Annotated in this window: 26 protein-coding genes, 1 tRNA gene and 1 pseudogene; 9 read left to right on the top strand and 19 right to left on the bottom strand. The window is 73.0% G+C overall.

Annotation, left to right across the window (positions count from 1 at the left end):
- Positions 1-44: 44 nt before the first annotated feature.
- Positions 45-128 (top strand) — tRNA-Leu (locus SXIN_RS19485).
- Between the two features lie 72 nt (positions 129-200).
- On the opposite strand, the gene rdgB is transcribed toward SXIN_RS19485, so the two are convergent.
- The 4 genes and pseudogenes from rdgB to SXIN_RS19465 all read right to left on the bottom strand — a co-directional run.
- Positions 201-812 (bottom strand): RdgB/HAM1 family non-canonical purine NTP pyrophosphatase, encoded by a 612-nt coding sequence (gene rdgB, locus SXIN_RS19480; protein ID WP_019711577.1) that lies wholly within the window; start codon positions 810-812, stop codon positions 201-203.
- 311 nt (positions 813-1,123) lie between these two features.
- Positions 1,124-1,516: a hypothetical protein gene (locus SXIN_RS19475; RefSeq protein ID WP_019706766.1), complete on the bottom strand. Its 393-nt coding sequence runs from the start codon at positions 1,514-1,516 to the stop codon at positions 1,124-1,126.
- Between the two features lie 373 nt (positions 1,517-1,889).
- Positions 1,890-2,636, bottom strand: a complete 747-nt coding sequence (gene rph, locus SXIN_RS19470; protein WP_019711578.1) for a ribonuclease PH — start codon at positions 2,634-2,636, stop codon at positions 1,890-1,892.
- A 243-nt stretch (positions 2,637-2,879) separates the two neighbouring features.
- Positions 2,880-3,149, bottom strand: a pseudogene (locus SXIN_RS19465) (PTS sugar transporter subunit IIB); the annotation flags it as partial.
- A gap of 231 nt (positions 3,150-3,380) precedes the next feature.
- Here SXIN_RS19465 and SXIN_RS19460 point away from each other — a divergent pair.
- Both SXIN_RS19460 and SXIN_RS19455 read left to right on the top strand, forming a co-directional pair.
- Complete coding sequence (locus SXIN_RS19460) at positions 3,381-4,652, top strand: PTS transporter subunit EIIC (RefSeq protein WP_019711580.1); 1,272 nt, start codon at positions 3,381-3,383, stop codon at positions 4,650-4,652.
- A 346-nt stretch (positions 4,653-4,998) separates the two neighbouring features.
- Positions 4,999-6,246 carry a PTS transporter subunit EIIC gene (locus tag SXIN_RS19455; RefSeq protein WP_019711581.1) on the top strand — a complete coding sequence of 416 codons (1,248 nt, stop codon included), beginning with the start codon at positions 4,999-5,001 and terminating at the stop codon, positions 6,244-6,246.
- Between the two features lie 192 nt (positions 6,247-6,438).
- Here the strand turns inward: SXIN_RS19455 and SXIN_RS19450 are convergent, their stop codons facing one another.
- Positions 6,439-7,191, bottom strand: a complete 753-nt coding sequence (locus SXIN_RS19450; protein ID WP_019711582.1) for an MBL fold metallo-hydrolase — start codon at positions 7,189-7,191, stop codon at positions 6,439-6,441.
- 274 nt (positions 7,192-7,465) lie between these two features.
- Here SXIN_RS19450 and SXIN_RS19445 point away from each other — a divergent pair, with 274 nt between their 5' ends.
- Positions 7,466-7,999: a type II toxin-antitoxin system PemK/MazF family toxin gene (locus SXIN_RS19445; protein ID WP_095757281.1), complete on the top strand. Its 534-nt coding sequence runs from the start codon at positions 7,466-7,468 to the stop codon at positions 7,997-7,999.
- Between the two features lie 57 nt (positions 8,000-8,056).
- Here the strand turns inward: SXIN_RS19445 and SXIN_RS19440 are convergent, their stop codons facing one another.
- From SXIN_RS19440 to clpS, 6 genes are all read right to left on the bottom strand, one after another.
- On the bottom strand, positions 8,057-9,007 hold the full coding sequence (locus tag SXIN_RS19440) for a PLP-dependent cysteine synthase family protein (RefSeq protein ID WP_019711584.1): 951 nt from the start codon (positions 9,005-9,007) through the stop codon (positions 8,057-8,059).
- Positions 9,007-9,336, bottom strand: a complete 330-nt coding sequence (locus tag SXIN_RS19435; RefSeq protein ID WP_019711585.1) for a MoaD/ThiS family protein — start codon at positions 9,334-9,336, stop codon at positions 9,007-9,009. The genes SXIN_RS19440 and SXIN_RS19435 overlap by 1 nt, the downstream gene beginning before the upstream one ends.
- Positions 9,337-9,460: 124 nt before the next feature.
- Positions 9,461-9,562: a putative leader peptide gene (locus tag SXIN_RS32935; RefSeq protein ID WP_019711586.1), complete on the bottom strand. Its 102-nt coding sequence runs from the start codon at positions 9,560-9,562 to the stop codon at positions 9,461-9,463.
- Positions 9,563-9,650: 88 nt separating this feature from the next.
- Positions 9,651-10,076, bottom strand: coding sequence for a M67 family metallopeptidase (locus tag SXIN_RS19430; protein WP_019711587.1), 426 nt, complete (start codon positions 10,074-10,076; stop codon positions 9,651-9,653).
- Positions 10,077-10,306: 230 nt separating this feature from the next.
- Positions 10,307-10,900 (bottom strand): DUF2017 domain-containing protein, encoded by a 594-nt coding sequence (locus SXIN_RS19425; RefSeq protein ID WP_019711588.1) that lies wholly within the window; start codon positions 10,898-10,900, stop codon positions 10,307-10,309.
- Positions 10,900-11,211 carry an ATP-dependent Clp protease adapter ClpS gene (gene clpS / locus SXIN_RS19420; RefSeq protein WP_019711589.1) on the bottom strand — a complete coding sequence of 104 codons (312 nt, stop codon included), beginning with the start codon at positions 11,209-11,211 and terminating at the stop codon, positions 10,900-10,902. Before clpS ends, SXIN_RS19425 begins: the two co-directional genes overlap by 1 nt.
- Before the next feature lie 83 nt (positions 11,212-11,294).
- On the opposite strand from clpS, the gene SXIN_RS19415 reads away from it, so the two are divergent.
- Together SXIN_RS19415 and SXIN_RS19410 are read left to right on the top strand one after the other, a co-directional pair.
- Positions 11,295-12,623 carry a nicotinate phosphoribosyltransferase gene (locus SXIN_RS19415; protein ID WP_039824194.1) on the top strand — a complete coding sequence of 443 codons (1,329 nt, stop codon included), beginning with the start codon at positions 11,295-11,297 and terminating at the stop codon, positions 12,621-12,623.
- A gap of 315 nt (positions 12,624-12,938) precedes the next feature.
- Positions 12,939-13,526, top strand: a complete 588-nt coding sequence (locus tag SXIN_RS19410) for a nicotinamidase (RefSeq protein WP_039824196.1) — start codon at positions 12,939-12,941, stop codon at positions 13,524-13,526.
- An 8-nt stretch (positions 13,527-13,534) separates the two neighbouring features.
- On the opposite strand, the gene SXIN_RS19405 is transcribed toward SXIN_RS19410, so the two are convergent.
- Positions 13,535-13,855 carry a hypothetical protein gene (locus SXIN_RS19405; RefSeq protein WP_019711592.1) on the bottom strand — a complete coding sequence of 107 codons (321 nt, stop codon included), beginning with the start codon at positions 13,853-13,855 and terminating at the stop codon, positions 13,535-13,537.
- A gap of 122 nt (positions 13,856-13,977) precedes the next feature.
- Positions 13,978-16,368 carry an immune inhibitor A domain-containing protein gene (locus SXIN_RS19400; protein ID WP_039824198.1) on the bottom strand — a complete coding sequence of 797 codons (2,391 nt, stop codon included), beginning with the start codon at positions 16,366-16,368 and terminating at the stop codon, positions 13,978-13,980.
- 428 nt (positions 16,369-16,796) lie between these two features.
- Here SXIN_RS19400 and SXIN_RS19395 point away from each other — a divergent pair, with 428 nt between their 5' ends.
- A complete protein-coding gene (locus SXIN_RS19395) occupies positions 16,797-17,105 on the top strand; it encodes a hypothetical protein (protein WP_095757280.1) in 309 nt (102 codons plus the stop codon).
- A 67-nt stretch (positions 17,106-17,172) separates the two neighbouring features.
- On the opposite strand, the gene SXIN_RS19390 is transcribed toward SXIN_RS19395, so the two are convergent.
- Positions 17,173-17,898 carry an RDD family protein gene (locus SXIN_RS19390; RefSeq protein ID WP_095757279.1) on the bottom strand — a complete coding sequence of 242 codons (726 nt, stop codon included), beginning with the start codon at positions 17,896-17,898 and terminating at the stop codon, positions 17,173-17,175.
- A gap of 71 nt (positions 17,899-17,969) precedes the next feature.
- Complete coding sequence (locus SXIN_RS19385; RefSeq protein ID WP_095757278.1) at positions 17,970-19,793, bottom strand: RDD family protein; 1,824 nt, start codon at positions 19,791-19,793, stop codon at positions 17,970-17,972.
- Between the two features lie 323 nt (positions 19,794-20,116).
- Here SXIN_RS19385 and SXIN_RS19380 point away from each other — a divergent pair, with 323 nt between their 5' ends.
- The gene (locus SXIN_RS19380; protein ID WP_019706541.1) at positions 20,117-20,560 is read left to right on the top strand and encodes an SsgA family sporulation/cell division regulator; all 444 of its coding nucleotides are present in this window, start codon (positions 20,117-20,119) and stop codon (positions 20,558-20,560) included.
- A 123-nt stretch (positions 20,561-20,683) separates the two neighbouring features.
- Here SXIN_RS19380 and SXIN_RS19375 read toward each other — a convergent pair whose 3' ends face one another.
- On the bottom strand, positions 20,684-22,051 hold the full coding sequence (locus SXIN_RS19375; protein ID WP_019706065.1) for an FAD-binding oxidoreductase: 1,368 nt from the start codon (positions 22,049-22,051) through the stop codon (positions 20,684-20,686).
- 145 nt (positions 22,052-22,196) lie between these two features.
- Positions 22,197-23,342: a 4-hydroxyphenylpyruvate dioxygenase gene (gene hppD / locus SXIN_RS19370; protein ID WP_019711595.1), complete on the bottom strand. Its 1,146-nt coding sequence runs from the start codon at positions 23,340-23,342 to the stop codon at positions 22,197-22,199.
- A gap of 144 nt (positions 23,343-23,486) precedes the next feature.
- On the opposite strand from hppD, the gene SXIN_RS19365 reads away from it, so the two are divergent.
- Complete coding sequence (locus SXIN_RS19365) at positions 23,487-23,960, top strand: Lrp/AsnC family transcriptional regulator (protein WP_019711596.1); 474 nt, start codon at positions 23,487-23,489, stop codon at positions 23,958-23,960.
- A 64-nt stretch (positions 23,961-24,024) separates the two neighbouring features.
- Here SXIN_RS19365 and SXIN_RS19360 read toward each other — a convergent pair whose 3' ends face one another.
- Together SXIN_RS19360 and SXIN_RS19355 are read right to left on the bottom strand one after the other, a co-directional pair.
- The gene (locus SXIN_RS19360) at positions 24,025-24,816 is read right to left on the bottom strand and encodes a S16 family serine protease (RefSeq protein ID WP_019711597.1); all 792 of its coding nucleotides are present in this window, start codon (positions 24,814-24,816) and stop codon (positions 24,025-24,027) included.
- A 229-nt stretch (positions 24,817-25,045) separates the two neighbouring features.
- The gene (locus tag SXIN_RS19355) at positions 25,046-25,687 is read right to left on the bottom strand and encodes an IclR family transcriptional regulator (protein ID WP_030547190.1); all 642 of its coding nucleotides are present in this window, start codon (positions 25,685-25,687) and stop codon (positions 25,046-25,048) included.
- Positions 25,688-25,820: the final 133 nt, after the last annotated feature.

Raw genomic sequence — 25,820 nt, 5'->3', positions numbered from 1 at the left:
GCCATGACCGAGCAGGTTGCGGGCCGCTACGATGGTCGCAGTCGGCGGCCGTGGCTAAATAGGTAGAAGCGCAGCGCTTAGGACGCTGTGGGAGAAATCCCGTGTGGGTTCGAGTCCCACCGGCCGCACCGGAGATGCCGGGCCGGTCAAGTCGAGTCATCGAGTGGCCGTGCCCGGCATTCGCGCTGCTCGGAGCCGCCTCAGCCCAGCAGTTCGCGTACCAGCGGGGCCAGGGCGCGGAAGGCCTTGCCGCGGTGGCTGATGGCGTTCTTCTGTTCCGGGGTGAGTTCGGCGCAGGTGCGGGTCTCGCCGTCCGGCTGGAGGACGGGGTCGTAGCCGAAGCCGCCGGTGCCGGCCGGGGTGTGGCGGAGGGTGCCCGTGAGGCGGCCCTCGACGACGCGTTCGGTGCCGTCGGGTAGGGCCAGCGCTGCCGCGCAGGCGAAGTGGGCGCTGCGGTGTTCGTCGGTGATGTCGGCGAGTTGGGCCAGCAGGAGATCAAGGTTGGCCTTGTCGTCACCGTGCCGGCCGGCCCAGCGTGCGGAGAAGATGCCCGGGGCGCCGCCGAGGACGTCGACGCACAGGCCGGAGTCGTCGGCGACCGCGGGGTGGCCGGTGGCGCGGGCGAGGGCGTGCGCCTTGAGGAGGGCGTTCTCGGCGAAGGTGACGCCGGTCTCCTTGACGTCCGGGATCTCGGGGTAGGCGTCGGCGCCGACGAGTTCGACGTCTTCGGCGCCGAGGCCCGCGTCGGCCAGGATGGCGCGCAGTTCGGTCACTTTGTGGGTGTTGCGGGTGGCGAGGATCAGGCGCTTCATGGGGAGCGATTATTCCGCCCCGCGCCCCCGCCGGTCCGGCCGGGCGCGATACCGGCCCGCCGTGGCGCCGCCGGGGGCGCTTCGCCGCGGTCCCGCCCCGGCGGGCGGCCGGGCCCGGCGGACGCCCGGCCCAGCGGATGGCCCGGTCCGGGCGTGCCCCAAGCGGGGGCGCGGCAGGGCCGGGTGCGGCGCGCCGGGTGGGGCGCGCCGGGTGGGGAGCGCCGGGCCGGGTGGGGCGCGCCGCGTCCTTCCGGGCCGGGTCGGCACCGTCGGCACCGTCGGCGAGGACGGGCTGCCGGTGCGGCTTCGCGTCAGCCCGGGGAGCAGACCTGGGTGATCTCGCCCGCGGCGTCCGTGATGGGGGTGAGGTCCGGCGTGCGGTTGTCCTGGATGGCGTCGCGGGCTTCCTGGACCGCCGTGTCGAGCTTCTCGACGGCCTTGCTGAGGTCGGCGTCGTCGGTCTCCTTGCCGAGGGTGTCGACGTTCCGCTCGATGCGGTCGAGGGCGTCGATGGACTCGGCCGGGTTCTCGGCGGCGTCGGTGGCGGCCCGCTGGAGGTCGGAGACGGCCTCGGTGATGGTGGCGGCGGTCCGGGCGCAGTCGAAGGCCTTCTCGACGGCACCGCACCCCGTCAGGAGCGGCACGGCGAGCGCCGCGGCGGCGAGAGCGGTGACGGCGGTGGTGGTACGGCGGCGCGGTGCCATGGACGGCGGTCCTCCCCTGGTGCGGGTGGGCGGACGGGGGCCCGTACGCCCGTACGTACCCGTATTAACGCATGCCCGGGCGGCGGAGTTGCCCCCGGTGCCGCCGCCCGCCCGGATCCGGCCGGGGAACGGCTGGGGAACGGCCGGCGCGTGGCCGGTACGTACGGAGCCCGGGCCGTCCTCGGTATGGGCGCGGCCGGCCCGTCGCATCACAGGGCCGGCGCGGCACGGGTCAGCCCTGCGGGCACGGTTCAGCCCTGCGGGCACGGTTCGGGGCGGGCCCGGGCCGGACGCGCGGCCGGCAGGCACCGCTCGCCACCGGCACCGCTCGCTCCCGGCCTGCCGGCCGCGCCGCGTCTCCCGCCGCGGCCGGTCAGGCCGTGGAGTCGAGTGCTGCGCGCTGGGCGGCGCCCAGTTCGGTGCAGCCGGTGACGGCGAGGTCGAGGAGGCCGTCGAGTTCCTCGCGGGCGAAGGGCTGGCCCTCGGCGGTGCCCTGGACCTCGACGAAGCGGCCGTCGCCGGTGCAGACGACGTTCATGTCCGTCTCGGCGGTGACGTCTTCCTCGTAGCAGAGGTCGAGGAGCGGTACGCCGCCGACGATGCCGACGCTGACGGCCGCGACGGAACCGGTGAGGGGCTTGCGGCCGGGTTTGATCAGCTTCTTGCCCTGGGCCCAGCCGATGGCGTCGGCGAGGGCGACGTAGGCGCCGGTGATGGCGGCGGTGCGGGTGCCGCCGTCGGCCTGGAGGACGTCGCAGTCGAGGACGACGGTGTTCTCGCCGAGCGCCTTGTAGTCGATGACGGCGCGGAGCGAGCGGCCGATGAGGCGGGAGATCTCGTGGGTGCGGCCGCCGATCCGGCCGCGGACGGCCTCGCGGTCACCGCGGGTGTTGGTGGAGCGGGGCAGCATGGAGTACTCGGCGGTGACCCAGCCCTCGCCGCTGCCCTTGCGCCAGCGCGGCACGCCCTCGGTGAAGCTGGCGGTGCAGAACACCTTGGTGTCACCGAAGGCGATGAGGACGGAGCCCTCGGCGTGCTTGCTCCAGCCGCGTTCGATCGTGACGGGGCGGAGCCGGCCGGGGGCGCGGCCGTCGATGCGGACTCCATCGTTGAGAAGCATGCCCCGACCCTATCGGCTGTCCGGGAGACGCCGTTCCGGTTCGTCCGCGGCGGGCGCCCCGGTGCCCGGTCGTCCGGGCTCCCGGGGCAGGGACCGGCCCCGGGAGCCACCGAGGGCTCCGGGCCGGCGCGGGGAGGCGGCGGGCAGCGGAACCCTCGGGAGTCGGGGGCCGGGTGGCCGGTGACGGGACCAGGCCGCGGGGAGCGGGGTGGCGCCCTGGGCCGGGACCGAGATCGGGACCGGCTACATCATGTCTTCGATCTCGGCGGCGATGGGGTCGGCGTCGGTGCCGATGACGACCTGGACGGCGCTGCCCATCTTGACGACGCCGTGGGCACCGGCGGCCTTGAGCGCGGCCTCGTCGACGAGGGAGGGGTCGGCCACCTCGGTGCGGAGGCGGGTGATGCAGCCCTCGACCTCCTCGATGTTGTCGAGCCCGCCGAGCCCGGCGACGATCTTCTCAGCCTTGCTGGCCATGTCCACTCCTGGTGTTCTCGGCACGCTGGTCTCAGCACGCTTCTCTCGGTACTGCGGCGGCCCGCCGACCGTTTCCTCACGCTAACGCACGTTTGGCCCACCTTCGCGGGCATCTGTCCGCCATCTGGCGAAGGATGGCGACACCGGTGCCGCGCCCGGGGGCGCGGTGGCGTCAGACGCACCCGGCGACTGGTCTACACCAGTATGCCGTGCTTGCCAACCCCCGGGGGGCGGGCCGGTGCGAAGCGAGTGGATCGGGAGGACCGGATGAGTTCGGAGGCCACCACCGCCGGCAGGCGGCCGCAGAAATCCTGGACATCCGTACTCTTCCAGGGACTGCAGAAGATCGGGCGGAGTCTGCAACTTCCCATCGCCGTCCTGCCCGCGGCCGGTCTGCTGGTCAGCCTCGGCAATCTGATCGAGGCCTATGGCGGGGGCGACTTCTGGGGCAAGACCGCCCAGGTGCTGCTGGGGGGCGGCACCGCCATCCTGGACGGGGCGTTCGGGCTGCCGCTGCTGTTCTGCATCGGGGTGGCGATCGGCTTCGCGCGGAAGGCCGACGGCTCGACCGCGCTGGCCGCCGTGGTCGGCTTCCTCGTCTACCACAACGTCCTGGCGGCCTTCCCGGTCGAGGGGTCGGTCACCGAGGCGCTGCCGGAGGGGGAGCCGCAGAACCCGGGCGTGCTCGGCGGCATCCTCATCGGCCTGCTCACCGCCGTGATGTGGCAGCGCTACCACCGCACCAAACTGGTGGACTGGCTGGGCTTCTTCAACGGCCGCCGGCTGGTGCCCATCATCATGGCGTTCCTCTGCACGATTCTGGGGGTGGGGTTCGGGCTGCTGTGGGAGCCGGTGGGTGACGGGCTGACGTGGGTGGCCCGGCAGTTGATCGGCATGGGCGAGTGGGGTGCGGGGATCTTCGGGGTCGCCAACCGGCTGCTGATCCCGATCGGTATGCATCAGTTCCTGAACACCTTCTTCTGGTTCCAGGCCGGGGAGTTCGAGGGCGCGGAGGGGGAGACGGTGCAGGGCGATCTGACCCGCTACTTCGCCGGGGACCCGGACGCGGGGCAGTTCATGTCCGGCTTCTTCCCGATCATGATGTTCGGCCTGCCGGCCGCCGCGCTGGCCATCGCGCACTGCGCCCGTCCCGAGCACCGCAAGGCGGTCACGGGCATGATGCTCTCGGTGGGTCTGACCTCGTTCGTCACGGGGGTGACCGAACCGATCGAGTTCTCCTTCCTCTTCGTCGCACCGGTGCTGTACGGGGTCCACGCGCTGCTGACCGGGGTCTCGATGGCGGTCACCTGGGCGCTGGGGGTGCACGCCGGCTTCAGCTTCTCCGCGGGGCTGATCGACTACATCGTCAACTGGCATCTGGCGACCAAACCCTGGCTGATCATCCCGATCGGGCTGTGTTTCGCGGTGGTCTACTACGTGGTCTTCCGCTTCGCCATCACCAAGTTCGACCTGGCCACTCCGGGCCGGGAGCCGGAAGAGGTGGGAGAGGCCATGGACAAGGGGACCACGGCCCCGTAGTCCGCCCGCCGTTCCCCGCCTCGCCCGCCGGCCGTTCCCGGCCCCCGCCCCCCGTCCGCGTCTCCCGTCGCCGTCCCCGTCTCCGCGGCCCTCCGCGCGCCCCTGCCCAGCCAACCCCCGCACGGCTGTCCCCACTTGCCCTTCCGCAGGCCCGAGCCCCGGTTCCCGTCGCTGGAACCGGGGCTTCCGCGGGTATGCACAGTTGTGATGCCGAAGCTTTGGCCGGAGGCTTCCTCAGCGTTTCGGAGCGTGGTACAAGAGGTCTAAACCACTTGGTGTAGACCGCGCGGCGTGGTGTCCCGACGGGCCGGGGTCCCGGGTCCGCATCCGCTCCGGAAGGAACCCGATGAGTACGACGACTGACAACGCGGCCCCCGCGAAAAAGCGGGGCTCCGGCTTGTGGCAGGGCTTGCAGAAGGTCGGGCGCAGCCTCCAGCTGCCCATCGCCGTTCTGCCCGCCGCCGGCATCCTGCTCCGCCTCGGCCAGCCCGACGTCTTCGGTGCGGACGGCCTGGAGTGGGGCAAGGTCGCGGCCGTCTTCGCCACGGCCGGCAGCGCGATCTTCGACAATCTGCCGCTGCTGTTCTGCATCGGTGTGGCCATCGGCTTCGCCAGGAAGGCGGACGGCTCCACCGCGCTCGCGGCGCTCGTCGGCTTCCTGGTCTACAAGAACGTCCTGACGGCGTTCCCCGTGGCCGAGGCGCAGGTCAAGGAGGGCGCGGACGTCGCGGCGCAGTACCACAACCCGGGGGTGCTGGGCGGCATCGTGATGGGTCTGCTGGCCGCGGTGTTCTGGCAGCGCTACCACCGCACCAAGCTGGTCGACTGGCTCGGCTTCTTCAACGGCCGCCGGCTGGTGCCGATCATCATGGCCTTCGTCGGCACCCTGGTGGGTGTGGTGTTCGGGCTGGTATGGGGTCCGATCGGCGACGGCATCCACGCGGTCGGCGAGTGGCTGACCGGGCTGGGCGCGCTGGGCGCCGGTCTCTTCGGCCTGGTCAACCGGGCGCTGATCCCGGTCGGTATGCATCAGTTCGTGAATACGGTGGCCTGGTTCGAGATCGGCTCGTTCAAGGACGGGGCCGACACCGTCACCGGTGACCTCAACCGGTTCTTCGCCGGCGACCCGAGCGCCGGACTCTTCATGACCGGCTTCTTCCCGATCATGATGTTCGGCCTGCCGGCCGCCGCGCTGGCCATCGCGCACTGTGCCCGTCCCGAACGCCGCAAGGCCGTGCTGGGCATGATGCTCTCGGTCGGCCTGACCTCGTTCGTGACCGGCATCACCGAGCCGATCGAGTTCTCCTTCATGTTCATCGCGCCGCTGCTCTACGCGCTGCACGCGGTGCTGACAGCGATATCCATGGCGGTCACCTGGGCCCTCGGCGTACACCACGGGTTCACGTTCTCCGCCGGCTTCATCGACTACACGCTGAACTGGCACCTGGCGACGAAGCCCTGGCTGATCATCCCGGTCGGCCTGGTGTTCGCGGTGATCTACTACGTGGTCTTCCGCTTCGTCATCACCAGGTTCAACCTGCCCACCCCGGGCCGGGAACCGGAGGAGGAGGTCGAGGACCTCACCAAGGCCTGACCTCACGGAAGGCCTCACGGGAACGAGAAGCGCGGCCGTGCCGGACATCCCGGCACGGCCGCTGCCGTTCCCCCGGCGGGGGTACGGGCCTGCGCAGCGGACGGAACGGCTCGGCAGGAGGGGAAACGGGACCCGGGTGGGACCATGGAACCCGGATCCCGTTACCGCTCCCGCCGAGCGTTCCCGCGCCGGCTACAGCTCGTAGACGGCGCCGGGGCGGGCGAGTTCGACGGGGCCGTCGAAGACCTCGCGCGCGTCCCGGAGGTTCACGGAGGCGTCCGTCCACGGCGGGATGTGGGTCAGCACCAGCCGTCCCACCCGGGACCGCTGTGCCTGCTCCCCGGCCTCCCGGCCGTTGAGGTGCAGCTCCGGGAGGTCCTCCTTGCCGTGGGTGAAGGACGCCTCGCAGAGGAAGAGGTCGGCGCCCTCGGAGAGGCCCGCCAGCGCCTCGCAGGGGCCGGTGTCGCCGGAGTACGTCAGCACCCGGCCGCCGTGCTCGATGCGGAAGCCGTAGGCCTCCACGGGGTGGCTCACCTCGTCGGTGTGGACGGTGAACGGGCCGATCTCGAAGGCGCCGGGCTTGAGCGTGCGGAAGTCGAAGACCTCGCTCATCGACTTCTCGGAGGGCACGTCGTCATAGGCGGCGGAGAGCCGCTGTTCCGTGCCCTCGGGCCCGTAGACCGGGATGGCGGCGGGCCGGCCGCCCTCGTACCGGTAGTAGCGGGCCACGAAGTAGCCGCACATGTCGATGCAGTGGTCGGCGTGGAGGTGGCTCAGTATCACGGCGTCGAGGTCGTAGAGACCGCAGTGGCGCTGCAGCTCGCCCAGGGCGCCGTTGCCCATGTCGAGGAGCAGCCGGAAGCCGTCGGCTTCGACGAGGTAGCTCGAGCAGGCCGAGTCCGCGGAGGGAAACGACCCGGAGCAGCCGACGACGGTGAGCTTCATGAAGCGGGAACCTCCGAGGGCTTCAGTCCCCCGGCTGGTCTCGGCGCGGGGGAGGATCCGGGGGCCGTACGGTTTGTCGAGCGTAAGGCGCGAAAGGGCTGGTCGCCCCTCTGTGGCGGGCTGTTGTGGGGGAACTCACCCGGTGCTTCACCGGTACGGGGGTGAAACCGGCGGAGGGTTCGGTTCCGGGGGCGCGGACCGAACGTCCTGTTCGCGGGGCGGGCGCGGTGGGGACGTACGGTCGGGAAGCGGCCGGTTCGGGAAAGGTGTGGTCATGGACACATGGGTGTGGGCGGCGCTGGCCGTGGTGGTGGTTCTGGCGCTGGTGGCGTCGGTGGTGGACGGCTGGGGCCGGGGTGCGCCGCCGGGGCGTGCCCGCCGCCGGCCCGGGGGGCGGCTCCGGCCGCCGGGGCGGCCCGGGGGGCGGCCGCGGCCCGGGCCCCGGACCCGTACCCGTCCGGGGGTCCGCCCCGGGAAGCGGCCCGCCGGGGCGTTGCCGGCGCCCCGGGCGCGGGAGATCTGGTGGGCGGACGTCCCGTACGAGGACGGCCCGGGGTCGAAGGACCGGCCCTGTCTGGTGCTGTCGGTGCGCGGGGGTTCGGCCCGGGTCGTGAAGATCACCAGCCGGGACCAGGGGGCGCGGCCGGGGGTCGTGGAGCTGCCGCCGGGCTCGGTCGGTGACCGGGCGGGCCGCAGGAGCTATCTGACGACGGACGAGCTGCGGGACGTGCCGCTGGCGGAGTTCCGGCGCCGGGTCGGCGAGGTGGACCGCTCGGTGTGGAGCCGGGTCCGGCATCTCGCCGGATGACGGGTGACGGGGGACGGGTGACGGCCTCCCGCCGTGCGCGGGAGGCCGGCCGGTCCGTCAGGCCCAGAGCTGGCCCTGCAGGGCTTCGACGGCTTCTTCCGTGGTCGCGGCGGTGTAGATGCCGGTCGAGAGGTACTTCCAGCCGCCGTCGGCGACGATGAAGACGATGTCGGCGGACTCGCCCTCCCGGACCGCCCTGCGGCCGACGCCGATCGCGGCGTGCAGCGCGGCACCGGTGGAGATGCCCGCGAAGATGCCTTCCTCGCGCAGGAGTTGGCGGGTGCGGACGACCGCGTCCTCGGAGCCGACCGAGTAGCGGGTGGTGAGCACCGACTCGTCGTAGAGCTCGGGGACGAAGCCCTCGTCGAGGTTGCGCAGCCCGTAGACCAGGTCGTCGTAGCGCGGTTCGGCGGCGACGATCCTGACGTCGGGCTTCCGCTCGCGGAGGTAGCGGCCGGCGCCCATGAGGGTGCCGGTGGTGCCGAGGCCCGCCACGAAGTGGGTGATGGAGGGCAGGTCCTCGAAGATCTCCGGGCCGGTGCCGGCGTAGTGGGCACCGGTGTTGGAAGGGTTGCCGTACTGGTAGAGCATGACCCAGTCCGGGTTCTTCTCCGCGATCTCCTTGGCCATGCGGACCGCGGTGTTGGAGCCGCCCGCGGCCGGGGAGGGGATGATCTCCGCGCCCCACATGGCGAGCAGCTGGCGCCGTTCCTCGGAGGTGTTCTCGGGCATCACGCAGACGATGCGGTAGCCCTTGAGCCGGGCGGCCATGGCGAGCGAGATGCCGGTGTTGCCGGAGGTCGGCTCCAGGATGGTGCAGCCGGGGGTGAGCAGGCCGTCCTTCTCCGCCTGTTCGATCATGTGCAGCGCGGGGCGGTCCTTGATGGAGCCGGTGGGGTTGCGGTCCTCCAGCTTGGCCCAGATGCGGACGTCGTCGGACGGCGAGAGCCGCGGCAGCCGCACCAGGGGGGTGTGGCCGACCGCGGCGAGCGGGCTGTCGTACCGCATCAGCGGGTCCGCTTCAGGCGGTGCGTCCGGCCGGCGCGGTCCTGCCCGGCGCGGGCCGAGCCGCCCGCGACGGCGGGGAGGATGGTGACGCTGTCGCCGTCGCTGAGCTTGGTGCTGATGCCGTCGAGGAAGCGGACGTCCTCGTCGTTCAGGTACACATTGACGAACCGGCGCAGATTGCCGTCGTCGACCAGGCGCTCGCGGATGCCGGTGTGCCGTGCTTCGAGGTCGGTGAAGAGCTCCTCGATGGTGGCGCCGTTGCCCTCGACCGACTTCTGGCCGTCGGTGTAGGTGCGGAGGATGGTCGGGATGCGGACCTGGATGGACATGGGCAGGGTGCTCCTGTCGGGGAGGGGTCGGGGTGCGCGCGGCGGGACAAGGGCGGGGCGGGTCCCCGGGGCCGGTTCGCGGACGAGGGACCGTGCCGGGGCGTGTTCGTGGGGCCCCGGAGGCTCAGCGGGGACAGATCGCGCTGGCGAGGCGGCACAGATCGACGTGCAGCCGCGCCACGAGCAGCGGGCCCGGGGTCTTGTCGCTCACGCCGTGGACAACCATGAGGGCATCGTATCGATTCCCCGTCCGAGTGCCGGATACGCGTCTCGCAGCGTGGACGGTGCGCTGGACGCCGGGCCGCCGGCGGGGCTCAGTAGGCGGGGACGATCTTCACGTCCTCTTCGGTGATCTCGCCCTCGGTGATGCGGAACGACCGGAATTCCGCCGGGCCTTCGCCGTTGCCGCACTCGGCGGTGGAGACCAGGACGTAGTGCGCGCCGGGCTCGTTGGCGTAGGTGACGTCCGTGCGGGAGGGGTACGCCTCGGTCGCGGTGTGGGAGTGGTAGATGACCACCGGCTCCTCGTCGCGGTCGTCCATCTCCCGGTAGAGCTTGAGCAGGTCGGTCGAGTCGAACTCGTAGAACGTGGGAGAGCGGGCCGCGTTCAGCATGGGGATGAAGCGCTCGGGGCGGCCGGAGCCGACCGGGCCGGCGATCACACCGCACGCTTCGTCGGGGTGGTCGGCGCGTGCGTGGGCCACGATCCGGTCGTGGAGATCCTGGGTGATGGTCAGCATGCCTCCTAGGGTATGGCGGCACCCGGGGGCACCGGCAGGGAGGTGTCCTCCTGGTGAGACGGTGCCGGACCACGGAGTGGGACGGGTCCGGGGCGGACCCCGGGACGGAGCGGGGAAGCCCGGGGGCGGGGGGCGTGCGGGCCCGGCCAGGTGATCCCGCTCACGGTGCGGAACCCGGCGGGGCCGGGCCGGGGACGGAGCCCGGGCGTGGACGGGGCGGCCGGGGCCGGTCAGGCCGTGAGCGTCCCGATCAGGGATTCCTGGAGCCCGCCGAGCCAGAGGTAGGCCATCACCATGGGCTTGCGCGGGTCGCTGTCGGGCAGCCGGTACAGCTCCTGGTCGTCCTCGGTGACCTCCAGCCGGGCGCCGATGGCCAGCCGCAGGTCGTTGAGGGTACCGAGCCACTGCCGGGTTTCGTCCGGGCCGAGTTCGAGGAGGGCCTCGCCGTCCTCGGGGGCGGGCAGCCGGTCCAGGGCGCGGACGACGCCGAGGGCGTCCTCGCGTTTGCGGGCCCGCAGGTCGTTCTCGGTGTAGCGGCGGAACTCGGCGGCGTACTCGCGGATCTTCTCCTCGTCGCCGCCGGGCTCGCGCTCCGGGTCCCCGTAGGCGTCGGGGAAGAGCCGGGCCAGGGCCGGATCGGACGGGGGGTCGCTGGGGCCGTCGGCAAAGAGGGCGTCCAGCGGGTCGGCCCCGTCGGCGGGCTCGTCGCCCGGGCCGACGAGCTCCAGCAGCTGCACGGCGAGGCTGCGCAGGATGGACACCTCGACCGGGTCGAGCGTGACGGCGGCCCCGCCGCCCGGTACGGCTTCGAACATGCCCGGCATCAGCGGTCCTGGCTCAGGGTGGCCCACAGGCCGTAGCCGTGCATGGCCTGGACGTCGCGCTCCATCTCCTCGCGGCTGCCGCTGGAGACGATGGCGCGGCCCTTGTGGTGTACGTCGAGCATCAGTTTGCTCGCCTTGTCCTTCGAGTAGCCGAAGTACGCCTGGAAGACGTAGGTCACATAGCTCATGAGGTTGACCGGGTCGTTGTGCACGATCGTCACCCAGGGGACATCGGGCTCGGGCACCTCCGAGGGCGCTCCGCCGGTCTCCGTCTGCTCGATCTCGATGGGGGCGACACTCACAGGGTCCATGCTGCCATCCAGTGGCGTACATCGCACAAACGGACCGGTCCCAGAAATCGTCAAAGTGACGAGATGGGGCTAGCATCGCTGGCATGAACTCAGCAGACCTGGGGCTGCCGGTGACCGTGCCGTCGACGGCGCTCTTCACCGACCACTACGAACTGACCATGCTGCAGGCCGCACTGCGGGCGGGCACCGCCGGCCGCCGCTCGGTCTTCGAGGTCTTCGCCCGCCGGCTGCCGGAGGGCCGCCGCTACGGGGTCGTCGCCGGCACCGGCCGGGTGCTCGACGCCGTGGAGAACTTCCGCTTCGAGCCCGAGATGCTCGACTTCCTGCGCGAGCGCCGGGTGGTGGACGAGCCGACCCTGGAGTGGCTGGCCGGCTACCGCTTCCGCGGCGACATCAGCGGCTACCGCGAGGGCGACGTGTACTTCCCCGGCTCCCCCGTCCTCCGCGTCGAGGGCAGCTTCGCCGAGGCCGTGCTGCTGGAGACCGTCATCCTGTCGATCCTCAACCACGACTCGGCGGTGGCCGCCGCCGCGTCCCGGATGTCGGTGGCGGCCGGTGCCCGTCCGCTGCTGGAGATGGGTGCCCGGCGCGCACACGAGCTGGCGGCGGTGGCCGCGTCCCGCGCCGCGTACGCCGGCGGCTTCTCCGCCACCTCCGAACTGGCGGCCGGTTTCCGGTACGGCATCCCGACCGTGGGCACCAGCGCCCACGCCTTCACCCTGCTGCACGACAGCGAGCGGGACGCCTTCACCGCCCAGGTCGAGTCCCTGGGCCGGGGCACCACCCTGCTGGTCGACACCTACGACGTGGCCGAGGCCGTCCGGCTGGCCGTCGAGATCGCCGGGCCGGAGCTGGGCGCGGTCCGCATCGACTCCGGCGATCTGCTGCTGGTGGCCCACCGGGTGCGGGCGCAGCTCGACGCCCTGGGCGCGCGGGACACGAAGATCGTGGTGACCAGCGACCTCGACGAGTACGCCATCGCCTCGCTCGCCGCCGCCCCCGTGGACTCGTACGGGGTGGGCACCCGGCTGGTGACCGGCTCCGGCCACCCGACCGCCTCCATGGTCTACAAGCTCGTGGCGCGCGCCGGGCCGGCCGGCCCGGCGGCACCCCTGGTGCCGGTGGCGAAGAAGTCGCTGGGCGGCAAGACCTCCATCGGCGGCCGGAAGTGGGCGGCGCGCCGGTACGACGCCGAGGGGACCGCCGAGGCCGAGGTCGTCGGCACCGGCCCGGTGCCCCCGGAGTACGAGGACGGGCTGCTGCAGGTGGAGCTGGTACGGGCCGGCGAGGTGCTGGCGCGGGAACCGCTGGACACCGTGCGCGACCGCCATCTCGCCGTCCGCGCCCGCCTTCCGCTGTCGGCGATGCAGCTCAGTGGCGGCGAGCCGGTGCTCCCCACCGAGTACGTGTAGCGGGCGGGGACGTGTAGCGCCCGTGCGGCGCGGGTACGGCGGTAGTGCTCCGGGCACACCGCGGATCCCACCGTCCCCGCGCCCGCGGGGCGCCCACGCGCCCGGTACGACCCTTGGCGGCAACGACGCCGCCCGCTCCACCCCGCCCCCACGGCGGGCGCACCCCCGGGACCTGACCCGCCCGGGCGGCACCGGGCGGTCCCCGCCCCCTGCCCCACGGGTCCGGACACCGTCCCTTACCCTGGGTTACGGGACGGTGTCCGGCCTCCCGCGGAGGTCCGTCCCCGCCGCTCGACCAGCCGAAGGGCCCGCACCATGCACCGTGCACTGATAGTCGTCGATGTGCAGAACGACTTCTGCGAGGGCGGTAGCCTCGCGGTCGCCGGCGGCGCCGACGTCGCCGCCGAGATCACCGATCTGGTGGCGGAGTCGACGGCCGGTTACCGCCACATCGTCGCCACCCGGGACCACCACATCGACCCCGGCGGCCACTTCTCCGACAACCCGGACTTCAAGACCTCCTGGCCGGTCCACTGCGTCGCGGGCACCGAGGGCAGCAGCTTCCACCCCAACTTCGCCCCAGCCATCGCCTCCGGCGCCATCGACACCGTCTTCGACAAGGGCGCGCACGCGGCCGCCTACAGCGGCTTCGAGGGCCGGGACGAGAACGGCGTCCCGCTCGCCGACTGGCTGCGCGAGAAGGAGATCGAGGAGGTCGACGTGGTGGGCATCGCCACCGACCACTGCGTCCGCGCCACCGCCCTGGACGCGGCGCGCGAGGGCTTCCGGACCAGAGTGCTGCTGGACCTCACGGCGGGCGTCGCCCCGGACAGCACCGAGCGGGCCCTGGAGGAGCTGCGCGAGGCGGGTGTGGAGCTGCAGGGCAAACCGGTCGTGGGCTGACGGCCCGCTCAGGCCGCGGGGCGCATCAGGCTCGCGATGGGGTGCCAGAGCTCCGTGGCATCGTCCGGCACCGAGCGCCACAGCAGGCCGTCGGGGTGGTGCAGCACGGCGGTGACCTCGTCCGGGGTGGGCGGCTCGGCGTTGCCCCGCAGATGCACGGCGCGCAGCCCGTGGTTCTTCAGCCGGGTCAGGGCCCGGGGCCGGTTCGCCGCGTGGACGAGGACCCGCACCCGGGACGTCTCCGCGGCTCCGCGGGCCGCGGGCCGGGGCAGGGAGAGGGCGACGACGACACTGCCGCCCGGGAGTCTGGTGAATCCTCCGCCGGCCATGTCCCTCCCTCCCCCGCGACGCGGGTGTCAATAAGAAGCTCGTCCCCGCATCCTAGACGGCAATCGGCCGCCGCCCGCCACGGGCGACGGCCGAAGCCGCTTTGACCTGCGATTTTACCCGATTACTTGGTCGAGGGACCGACCTTCAGGATCATCTTGGAGCCGCTGCGGGTCTCCTTGAGGATCTGGATGCGGGTGTTGGTGTCAGGAACCTTCACCCCGGCGGTCGGGTTGGACTCGTACCAGTACGTCCCCTTGTGGTCGTCGAAGACCCGGGCGCCCTTCTTGGCCTTCACCTTGGCCGGCTCCCCGTCCTTGTGGAGGGTGAAGCCGTCCGTCCGGTACAGGCTGAACGGGGAGTCGTACGCCTGGATGCGGTTGCGCATCAGGGTGCCGTCGCTCCACTTCTCCGGGGCGGCGTGCGCGTCGACCGGGAGGATCAGGCCCTCGCCGGGGTGGACGCCCACGTTGTTGTCATGCTGCGAGGTGTCCCACAGCCAGACCATCAGGCCGTTCTGGTAGGGGAAGTGCTCCACCCAGTTCGGCCGGTCCGGGAACCCGAAGTTGTACGGGCCGGTCTTCAGGGTCGTGTCGTACGAGACGTACTGCCGGTTCTCGGCGATGTAGTACTGCGGGTACTCGTTGGTGAACGACTCGCCGATGCGCTTGAAGCCGTCGGCGGTCCAGCCGTTGTCGCCGTCCTCGGCGTTGTCCGTGAACAGCGTCTCGCCGTCGGCGGTGACGGAGATCGCGTCGGCCGCGAAGCCCATCATCGCCAGGCCGCCGTCCGTCTGGTAGCGGAAGCGGAGGTCGATCTTCTGGCCGGCGTAGGCGTCCAGCGGGTAGACGAGGTCCTGGTACTCGCCGGAGGCGCCGTGCAGGGCCGGCTCGTCGCCGCCGTCGCGCGGGATGGCCTTGCCGTTCGCGGTGCCGTCCAGCGGCTTCCAGTTGGCGCCGCCGTCGGTGGAGACCTCGGTGTAGAGGTAGTCGTAGTCCTGCTCGATGTCCCACCAGCCCTTGAGCTGGAGGGAGGCCGCGGACCTGCCGGTCAGGTCGACCGGGCGGGACAGGGTGTTCTTGAGGTCGTCACCCATGTCGCTCCACCACTGGGTGGCGCCCTCGGCGGGCTTCACCACCGTGGTGGTCTTCGACTTCTCCGGCAGCTCGACCACGAGGGCCTGGGCGTCCTTGGTGTTGTACTCGGCCACGCCCAGCTTGTGGTACGAGCGCTTCGCCGCCTTGGCCGTGTCGTAGTCCAGCCAGCCGAGCTGCAGCTTGTCCCAGGCGGTCATGTCGCCGGGCAGGTTGCCGATGGACTCCTCGCCGTCGCCCAGCCAGGAGCCGGAGGACATCAGGGACCAGTAGCCGACCGAGGACTCACCGGTGCCGGAGGTGTCGTACAGGTCCGGCAGGCCGAGGTCGTGGGCGTACTCGTGCGCGAAGACGCCGAGGCCGCCGTTCTCGGGCTGCACGGTGTAGTCGCCGACCCAGACGCCGGTGTCGCCGATCTCGGTGCCGCCGGCCTTGTTGTTCTCCGGGCCGGTCTTGCCCGCGTTGACGCCGTACGCGTACCAGCGGTGCGCCCAGATCGCGTCGCCGCCCTGGACGCCGCCGCCCGCGGACTCGTCCTCACCGGCGTGCACGAACTGGAAGTGGTCGATGTAGCCGTCGGGCTCGTTGAAGTCGCCGTCGGCGTCGAAGTCGTAGCGGTCCCAGGTGTCGTACTCGGCGAGCTGGGCCTTGATCTCCTCGGTGCTCTTGCCGGCCGCCTTCTGGTCCGCGGCCCAGGCGGTCACACCGTCGCGCACCGCGTCCCAGACGTTGGCGCAGTTGCTGCTGCCGCAGTAGTTCGAGCCGTAACGGGCCTCGTTCCACTCGACCTTGACCCAGTCGGAGACGGTGCCGTCGACCGAGTAGCGGCCCGAGGACTGCTTCTCGTAGTACTTCTTGAGGGACTCCTCGCCCTTCTCCTCCGAGAAGTAGAGGTCCTGGAAGTGCTCCCGGTCGAAGTCCTCGCGCCACTCGGTGCTGTTGTCCACCGCGCGGTCGGGCTCGGCTATCTCGTTGTGGAGCGGGCCGGGCGTGCCGCCGTACTTGGGGAACGGCTCCTCGGGCCCGTCCGGGCCGTCGGGGTCGAACATCGTGGTGTCGTCGACCTTGTCGCCGAACTCGACCAGGATGGTGAAGATCTTGTCGGTCTTCTCGCGGGCCAGCTCGACGTACTTGCCGTGGTCGAGCTTGACGACGCGCGAGGCGCCGCGCTTGGTCGTTTTGGCCTCGCCGGACAGCACCTGCTGGAGGGCGCTCTCCCGCTGCGCCTTCTGGCGCTCGCTGAACGGGCCCTCGAGGTCGTGCTCGACGTGGGTCTTGGCGGGCGCCGGGTCCTGGCGCTCGATCGCGCCGGGCCCGCCGTCCTCCGCCTCGGCCGCGACGGCCGGCAGGGCGGTCGCGCCCATGGCGGCGACCACGGTGGCCAGAGCCGCGGCTCTGGCGACTCTGCGATGGGTTCTCACTTGGCGCTGTCCTCCCGGGTGTTACCCAGTGCTGCCTCTTCCGCAGGGCATTGGATACGACTTGGCGCCGAAAAAACAGATCTTGACTTGAACACGCCAGAGGTGTACGTCCACCGGCGTTTCATGATCGATAATCGGACGCTTTTCCGGCGCCGACCCTGAACAACAACCGGACAGGCGCACCCGTCTCAGCCCGTGGAACGGGCGATGAATCCGTGCGCCCCCCGTGCACCTGGAGTGAGGGTCAGGTCACGCTTGCGGGAAGTTCCGCTCGGGCAGACAGCACCGTAGAGTCATGAAACGGCGCGAACGCTGCGTTTCCCCCGGGGAGTTGACGACGATACCGGCTCGCCGCCGGTCCCGCCGTCCCGGGGTGCGCGAAGACTCGACCATCCCCCAAGACTCCTGTTCCGAGGACGGAATCCGCCATGCCGCGTCCGACTGCCGCACAGCTCGCCTACGGTTCGGCCACCGTCGTCTCCTCGACGATGGTCATGCTGGTGCTCTCCCAGACCCGGTCCGTGGCCGGCATCGCCTCGATCGCCCTCGCCGGGCTGGCACTCGGCCTCTTCGTCGCCGTGACGGTCTCCGGGCCGCGCGCCGTCCCCGCCGCCGCCCGGCGCGCCGTCGAGCAGCCCCCCGTGCCCCGCCGGACGGTCTCCGTCCCGGCCCCCCGCGAGCACACGGCGCGGCCCCGGGCCGGCGCCGGCGCCTCCCCGTCCTCCGGCCACCGCTGACCGGCGGGCAACGAGCCCCCGGGCCGTGCCCGGGGGCTCCTGAGGGTTCCGGCCGCGGCGGCCGGGCTCAGCGCGCGGAGACCACCACCGTCTTCGCCGCCTTGTCGTGGAGGCACTGCCGGAACGGCTTGTCCCAGGTGCAGAAGAGCACGTTGACCAGCCAGAAGACAAAGCCGAGGCACGGCACGAGCTGCGGCAGCGAGTAGACCGCCGCGCGCGTCCAGCCCGGATTCCCGGCCGGCACCGCCCCGTTGGCGACCATCGCCACCCGGATCTTCATCAGCATCTTGCCGACCGTCTGGCCGGACCGGCTCAGCATCAGCCCCTCGTAGACGAAGTAGACCAGCAGGATGGCCAGTTGGACGCCGGTCGACGGTCCCATGTCGTCGTTGTCGCCGAAGCCGAATCCGCCGATCAGCCCGCCCGCCACCAGCCCCACGGGGATGCCGATCAGCAGACCGTCGATGATGCGGGCCAGCAGACGGCGGCCGAGGCTCGCCAGCGGGGGCATCCCGGCCAGCGGATCCGGCTCCCCGTACGGGCCGCCGTAGGGGGAGCCGCCGTACGGTCCGCCGGGGGGCGGGGCGCCGTAACCGCCGGGCGGGGGCGGGCCGGGAGGCGGTCCGCCGGGCGGCGGAGACCCGTACGGACCGCCCCCCGGTACGGCGCTGTCCGGTCCGCCGCCCGCGGAGGCGTGGTCCGGCGGCGGGTTTCCGCCCTCCGGCGGGCGCTTGCGGAACGGGTCGTGCTCCGGCGGCTCACCGGACGGGGACCCCGGCTGATCGCTGTTCATACCCGCCAGTCGACCGCGCCGGCGTGGAGCGCGCAGCCCGGGGCGGGCTGTCCGGGGTAGCGGGCGCCCGGTCAGCCGCCGGACGCCACGAAGGTGCGGGCCGCCTTGTCGTGCCAGCACTGCCGCCAGGGCCGGTCGACGAAGCACCACAGCACGTTGACGGCACCGACCACCAGCAGCCCGAGCAGGCTGTAGACCAGCCAGCGGCGGAGCGACTCCGCGAACGACGGGTTCTCGTGCGACTCGATGCCCATGACCCGCACCCCGCACAGCCGCTTCCCGAGCGTCCGGCCCCAGCGGGCGGTGGGCAGCACCTCGTAGACGGTGCCGAGGAGCAGCAGCGCCGCGAGGAACATGCCGAGGTAGCCGGCCGTGGTGCCGTCGAGCAGCCAGACGGTGACGGTCTCCCCGGTGAGCTCGGCGTTCTCGATCTTGGCGTCGATGTGGTCGGCCGTGCGCACGCCCAGCGGCACCGCGGCGGCCGACAGCAGCGCGCCGAGGACGGCCGTGTCGATCAGCCGGGCGAGGAGACGGCGCCCGAGCCCGGCCGGGCGGGCCGCCGTCTGCGCGCGGACGGCGGCCAGGAAGGGGTCCTCGACCGGCGGCCGCCAGGGGGTGACCGCGCCCTCGTCCGCCGCCGCGGCGGGGCCGCCGGGCTGCGCCAGCCGCTGCACCTGCTGCGGCCAGGAGGCGGCCGGTCCGGCGGGCCCGCCGGCGGCGGGCTGCGGCGGCGGCACGGCACCGGGGGCCGGCGCGGGCTGCGGCGAGGCGCCGGGGGACGGCTGCCGGGGGCGGGGGTCGGGGAGTGCGGGGCGCTGTACCGGGCCTTCGGGCCCGGGCGTCCGGCGCTGCGGGCCCTGGGGGTCCGGACCGTGGGGCTTCGGCCCCTGAGGGGCCGGGCCGGGCGCGGGGCCGCCGGGGGTGCGCACCGGCGGGCCGCTGCCGTCCACCGGCCGGCGGGCCGCGGGGGGCTGCGCGGCCCCGGCTCCGGGCGTGCCGGGGGCGCTCTCACCGGGGGCGCTCTCACCGGCGGGGCGCGGCACGGCGCCCGCCCGGGGATCGGCACCGGCCGCCGGGGCGGCTGGGGCCTGTCCGGCGACCCGGTCCGGGACGCGGCCGGGCGCCGGGCGGTCGTCACGCCCGCCCGGGGCGGCGGCCGGGGCTCCGTCCGCCGCGCGGGGGTCCGCCGGGCCGGGGGTGCGGGAGCGGCCGGCGGGGCCGCTCGCCCGGAGCGTCATGGTGCCCTCGCGGGCGGCGGTGGCCGAGGGCGGGCCGCCGTCCTCCTCGCCGCCCCCGGCGGGGGCCGTGCCGGGGACGGAACGGCCGGGCCCCAGGCCGAGGGTGGGCCCTCCGGTGCCGGGGCGGCGTGCGTCGGGCCCCCCGCCGGAACCGAGGCCGAGGGTGGGGCCGCCGCTCGGCTCCGTGCCCCCGGGGGCGGAAGCGGCCGGGGTGGCGTCCGGAGCGGCGGCGCGGGGATCGCCGCCGGTGCCCCGGGGCCCGTCCGCCTCCTCCCGGCCGCCGGGCCGCCGGGTGTCACCGGGCGCGGGACCGGCGGCGGCTCCGGCGATCTCGTCGAAGTACATCGGGCCGGTGCGGTCCTGGGCGGGCACGGAGCCGCCACCGGACGGGGACGCGGAGGACGGCGGGGAGGAGGACGGGGGCGTGGGGGCGGACGCGGACGCGGCGGGAGCCGCGGTGACCGCCGCGGACGGCCCGGGGGCACCGGCTCCCGGCGGCGGGGCCGGCATCGCGTCCCCCTCGCCCGGGGCCGGACGGCTCGTGCCCGGCACCCAGGAGGCGCCGTTCCAGTACCGGATGTAGCCCGGGATGGACGGGTCGGGGTAGTAGCCCGGGGCGGGGCCGCCGTCGGCGGATCCTGAGGTTGGGGCGCTCATTGTCCGTGGTCCCGTATCTGCTCGGCCGTCTGTGCGGTGGCTCTCCGTCTCCGCGGCGGGCGCGGAGTGGTGTACGTCGCCCCGGGACCGCCCGTTCACGGCTTGGGCCCGGTGCGGTGTCCACATGTACCAGAACGGGAGGCCTGCCGGGCGAGTCCCGGGGTACGCACCACTTTCGCGTATGTGTGTGCGCGAGGGACCGGCACATCCGGTGAGGATCTCCGAGAGTTTTCCGGGAAGCCGCGTAGTGAACGGTGAGAACGGGCTTCCGCTCCGTGCGGCCCGCGCCCGGCCGCCGCACCGAAGGGAAAGGACGGCAGTTCATGCACACCGTGGTGGAGAGAGAACTGGAACTGGGCCTGCTGCTCACACCGGAGCGCAGCATCCCCGTGCCCGCCCGGCTGGCCTACCGCACGGACGATCCGTACGCGGTCCACATCACCTTCCACATCGGCTCCGAGGCGCCCGTCCACTGGACGTTCGCGCGGGAGCTGCTGGTGGAGGGGGTCTTCCGGCCGGCCGGCGAGGGCGATGTGCGGATCCGGCCGGGGAGGGCCGACGGACACGCGGTGATCCGCCTGGCCCTGCGCTCCCCGGACGGGGAGGCGCTGCTGCAGGCTCCGGCGGCGCCGGTGTCCGCCTGGCTGGAGCGGACCCTGCGCCTGGTGGAGCCGGGGAAGGAGCTCGAACAGGTGGCGTTCGACGAGGCGTTGAGCGAGCTGCTGGCGGTGGCGCCGTCCGACGAGAGTTCCGACGGGGCGGCGTGACCGGCCCCGGCGGCCGCCCGTCCCGTCCGCGCCCGCTCGCGCCCCGGCGCGCGGGCTCACACTCCCGCGCGCTCCCCCGTGCGCTTCCGCGCGACCGGCCCCGCGGGAGCCGTGCGGGCGCCGTCAGAACAGCTTGCCTGGGTTGAGCAGACCGAGCGGATCGAACAACTCCTTGATCCCGCGCTGGAGTTCCAGCCCCACGGGGCCGATCTCCCGGGCGAGCCACTCCTTCTTGAGGACGCCGACCCCGTGTTCGCCGGTGATCGTGCCGCCCAGCTCCAGTCCGAGGGCCATGATCTCGTCGAAGGAGGCGAGGGCGCGGCGGGACTCGTCGGCGTCCCGCGGGTCGAAGCAGACGACGGGGTGGGTGTTGCCGTCCCCGGCGTGCGCGCACACCCCGATGACGAGATCGTGCTTCGCGGCGACGGCGGCGGTGCCCTCCAGCATGTCGGCGAGGCGGGCGCGGGGCACGCAGACGTCGTCGATCATCGTCGCGGAGCGGACGGACTCCAGGGCGTGGATGGCCAGGCGCCGGGCCTTGAGCAGCAGTTCGGACTCGGCCGCGTCGGAGGCGGGGACGACCTCCGTGGCCCCGGCCGCGGCGCAGAGCGCGGCCACGGCGGCGAGGTCGGCCGCCGGGTCGGGGGTGTCGAAGCCCGCCAGCAGCAGGGCCTCGGTGGACTCCGGGAGGCCCATGTTCGCCAGGTTGTTGACGGCCCGGAGCGTGGTGCGGTCCATGAGCTCCAGCAGCGCCGGGGTGTGCCCGTCCGCCATGATCCGGCAGACGGCGTCACCGGCGGCCGCCGCGGAGGGGAACTCGGCGGCGAGGACGAGCTGCCGCGGCGGGTGCGGCTTGAGCGCGAGCACGGCCCGGACGACGATGCCGAGGCTGCCCTCGGAGCCGACGAAGAGCCGGGTCAGGTCGTAGCCGGCGACGCCCTTGGCGGTGGAGCGCCCGGTGCGGAGCAGCCGGCCGTCGGCGAGGACGACGTCCAGGCCGAGGACGTACTCGGCGGTGACGCCGTACTTGACGCAGCACAGGCCCCCGGCGCCGGTGCCGATGTTGCCGCCGATGGTGCACATCTCCCAGCTGGAGGGGTCCGGCGGGTAGTACAGGCCCTTCTCGGCGACGGCGCGGGAGAGCACGGCGTTGATCACGCCGGGTTCGACGACGGCGGTCCGTTCGACGGGGTCGATCTCCAGGATGCGGTCCATCCTGACGAGGGAGAGGACGATGCAGCCGTCCGTGGCGTTGGCGGCGCCGGAGAGCCCGGAGCGGCCGCCCTGGGGGACGACGGGGACGCGCAGTTCGGTCGCGGTGCGCATCACGTGCCGCACCTGTTCGACGGTCCGGGGCAGGACGACCACGGCCGGGGTGCCGGCGGGGCAGAAGCTCGCGTGGTCGTGGGCGTATCCGGCGGTGACGTCCGGGTCGGTGACGAGGGCCTCGTCCGGCAGCCCTCCGCGCAGGCGTTCGATCAGGCGGCTCATGGGCACAGGGTGGCACCCGGCCGTCCGCCTGGGAAGATCCGCGGACGGCCGGGTGCGGGGCCGGGACGGGGGGGCCGGGCGGCGGCGCGGTGCCGCCCGGCCCGGAGGTGGCGCGGCCCGGCCCGGTCCGGCCGCGCCCCCGGTCTCAGAGGTTGCCGCGCTTGGCCTGCTCCCGCTCGATCGCCTCGAAGAGCGCCTTGAAGTTGCCCTTGCCGAAGCCCATGGAGCCGTGGCGCTCGATCATCTCGAAGAAGACCGTCGGGCGGTCCTGGACCGGCTTGGTGAAGATCTGCAGCAGGTAGCCGTCCTCGTCCCGGTCCACCAGGATCTTCAGCTCGCGCAGGACCTCCACGGGCACACGGGTCTCGCCGGCCCACTCGCCGAGGGTGTCGTAGTACGAGTCGGGGGTGTCGAGGAACTCCACCCCGGCGGCCCGCATGGCCCGCACGGTGGCGACGATGTCGTTGGTGGCGAGGGCGATGTGCTGGACGCCGGCGCCGCCGTAGAACTCCAGGTACTCGTCGATCTGCGACTTCTTCTTGGCGACGGCCGGCTCGTTGATCGGGAACTTCACCTTGAGGGTGCCGTCGGCGACGACCTTCGACATCAGGGCGGAGTACTCGGTGGCGATGTCGTCGCCCACGAACTCCTTCATGTTCGTGAAGCCCATGACGGTGTTGTAGAACGCCACCCAGTCGTTCATCTTCCCGAGCTCGACGTTGCCGACGCAGTGGTCGATGGCCTGGAAGAGGCGCTTGGCCGGGGGTTCGACGATCGGGCCGGCGGCCACGAAGCCCGGGAGGTAGGGGCCCGTGTAGTCCACCCGCTGCACCAGGGTGTGCCGGGTCTCGCCGTAGGTGGCGATGGCTGCGAGGACGACGGTGCCGTGCTCGTCGCTCACCTCGTGCGGCTCCTCCAGGCCGGTGGCGCCGTGGTCGACGGCGTAGGCGTAGGCGGCGCGCACGTCCGGGACCTCCAGGGCGAGGTCGATCACGCCGTCCCCGTGGGCGGCCACGTGCTCCGCCAGGAAGCGGCCGCGCTCGGTGGCGGGCTTGATGACGCTGGTGAGGACGAAGCGGGCGCCGCCGGACTCCAGGACGTAACTCGCGGTCTCGCGGCAGCCGTTCTCCGGTCCGGAGTAGGCCACGCGCTTCATGCCGAAGGCGGTCGAGTAGTAGTGGGCGGCCTGCTTGGCATTGCCGACGGCGAAGACGACGGCGTGCATCCCTTTCACGGGGAAGGGGTCGGCCTGCCGGGCCGTGTCAGGGGTCTGGTTCATCGTCTCAGTCATGCGCTCAGCGTCTCCGCGACCCACAAGGTGCGCAATAGTTCCCGATTCCACTGGACAATCCGGCCAGCATCAGGGTGATAATGCCGGACCATCTGTACAGGATGACCATCGAAGCGGGCGGCGACGAGAACGGAGCGGCGGGCCATGGGAATCGACGCGCTGGACGGACGGCTGCTCGAACTGCTCGCCGAGGAGCCGCGGATCGGCGTCCTGGAGGCCTCGCGCCGGCTGGGCGTCGCCCGGGGCACGGTGCAGGCGCGGCTCGACCGGCTGCGGGCCGGCGGCGTGATCCGCGGCTTCGGGCCGGACGTGGACCCGGCGGCGCTCGGCTATCCCGTGACCGCCTTCGCGACCCTGGAGATCAAGCAGGGCGAGGGAGCGGAGGTACGGGCGCATCTGGCGCGGGTGCCGGAGGTGCTGGAGCTGCACACGACCACCGGCGAGGGCGACATGCTCTGCCGGCTGGTGGCCCGGTCCAACGCGGACCTGCAGCGGGTGATCGACCTGGTGGTGGGCTACGAGGGCATCGTGCGGGCCTCCACGGCGATCGTCATGGAGAACCCGGTGCCGCTGCGGATCATCCCGCTGGTACGGCAGGCGGCCGCGGACCGGGACTGAGACCCGGCGGCCGCCGGGCCGGGCCGGGTCAGCCGGGCCGGCTGGACCGGCTGGACCGGCTGGATCAGCAGTGCGGGACCCGGCCGCCGCGTTCCAGGGCCGTGAGCGCGTTCACGGCACCCTCCAGGCTCGTCACCGGGATCAGCCGCAGGCCCTTCGGCAGTTCCGCGCGGGCGTCCCCGCACTCCTCCGCCGGCACGAGGAAGACCGTCGCCCCGTCCCGCTCGGCGGCCCGGGTCTTGAGCGGTACGCCGCCGACCGGGCCGACCCGGCCGTCCGCGGTGATCGTGCCGGTGCCCGCGATCGTGCGGCCGCCGGTCAGATCGCCGCCGCGGCCGTCGCCGTCGAGCTTGTCGACGATGCCCAGCGCGAACATCAGACCGGCGCTCGGGCCGCCGACGTCCGCCAGCCGCAGCGTCACCTTCACGTCCTTCGGGGAGCGGCCGAGGTGGCCCAGGGCGGCGGCCGTGGCCGTGTCCTGGGACTCCCGCATCTCGGCCCGGTTGTACTCCTCGATCTCGTCCGTGTTCTCACCGACCGGGTAGACGGAGTCGCGCGGCATGACCGCCCGGTCCGCGCGGAACCAGCCGTCCACGACGTCGTCGAGGCCGACCGCCGCGTCCGGGCCCGTCGCGGCGATCGTCGTCATGCGCAGCTCGCCGGTGGTCTTCCGGGGCTCGGCACCGGAGATGGTGATCACCTGCTCGCCCTTCTTCGAGCCGAGCACGTCCGCGGTCAGGCCCGGCTCCGCGAGGCTGAATGGCAGCGGGGCGAACACCGCCACCGCCAGCAGGGCGGCGACGGGCACCGCGCAGGCGGCGAGGACGCGGGAGCGGCGGGTGAGAGCGACGGGCATGGGGGTGAATCTAGTGGACGGCGGGCGGGCGGGCCCGTCCGGCCGCCGAGGGCCGCGACGGACCGGGGGCGCGGCGCGTCAGTACGCGGAGGCGCGGCATGGAGGCGCGGCACGGAGGCGCACAGACGTGCGACGGGTCCGGGCACCGGCCCGGACCCGCCACGTCACACGTCCGTGCGCGCCGCACACTGCCCGCACACGCACGCCGTCGCACACGCTCCCGCCGTGCTCAGCGCAGGGCGTCGGAGACCTCCCGGGCCGCGTCCGCGACCCGCGGGCCGACCCGCTCCGGCACCGAGTCCGCGAGCATCACCACGCCGACGCTGCCCTCCACCCCCGTCACCCCGAGCAGCGGGGCGGCGACCCCGCTCGCGCCCGCCTGGAGCTCTCCGTGCGTGAGCGAGAAACCGGGGTCGGTGCCCGGGTTCTGCCGGGCGGCGAGGATGGCCCTCCCCGCCGCCCCCTGTTCCAGGGGATGACGGAACCCGGCCCGGTAGGCCACGTGGTAATCCGTCCAGGTCGGTTCGACCACCGCCACGGCCAGGGCGTCATTGCCGTCGACCAGGGTCAGATGGGCGGTTGCCCCGATGTCCTCGGCGAGGGAGCGCAGCGCGGGCAGCGCGGCCTCCCGTACGAGTGGATGCACCTGGCGGCCCAGGCGCAGTACGCCCAGACCGACCCGCGCACGGCCGCCGAGGTCCCGGCGGACGAGCGCGTGCTGCTCCAGTGTCGCGAGGAGCCGGTAGACCACGGTCCGGTTGACGCCGAGCTTGTTGGACAGCTCGGTCACGGTGAGTCCGTGGTCGGTATCGGCGAGCAATTTGAGGACTCTCAGTCCTCGGTCGAGCGTTTGAGACGTCTCCGCGGTCACGACGCCCCCTCCTCGGGTGAGTGGCGGCGGCTTCTCACGGCAGGTGCGATGCCGGTCCCAGCGGCAGCGCGCGGAGAGGCCGCCGGTCGCTTGGCACCGGCTTGCACCATGGCGGGGTTGCCACGGTACGTCT

This window comes from Streptomyces xinghaiensis S187, from assembly GCF_000220705.2.
Lineage (GTDB): Bacteria > Actinomycetota > Actinomycetes > Streptomycetales > Streptomycetaceae > Streptomyces > Streptomyces xinghaiensis.
The sequence above is the reverse complement of the archived record's forward strand: the minus strand, read 5'-3'. Positions and strand labels throughout refer to the sequence as shown.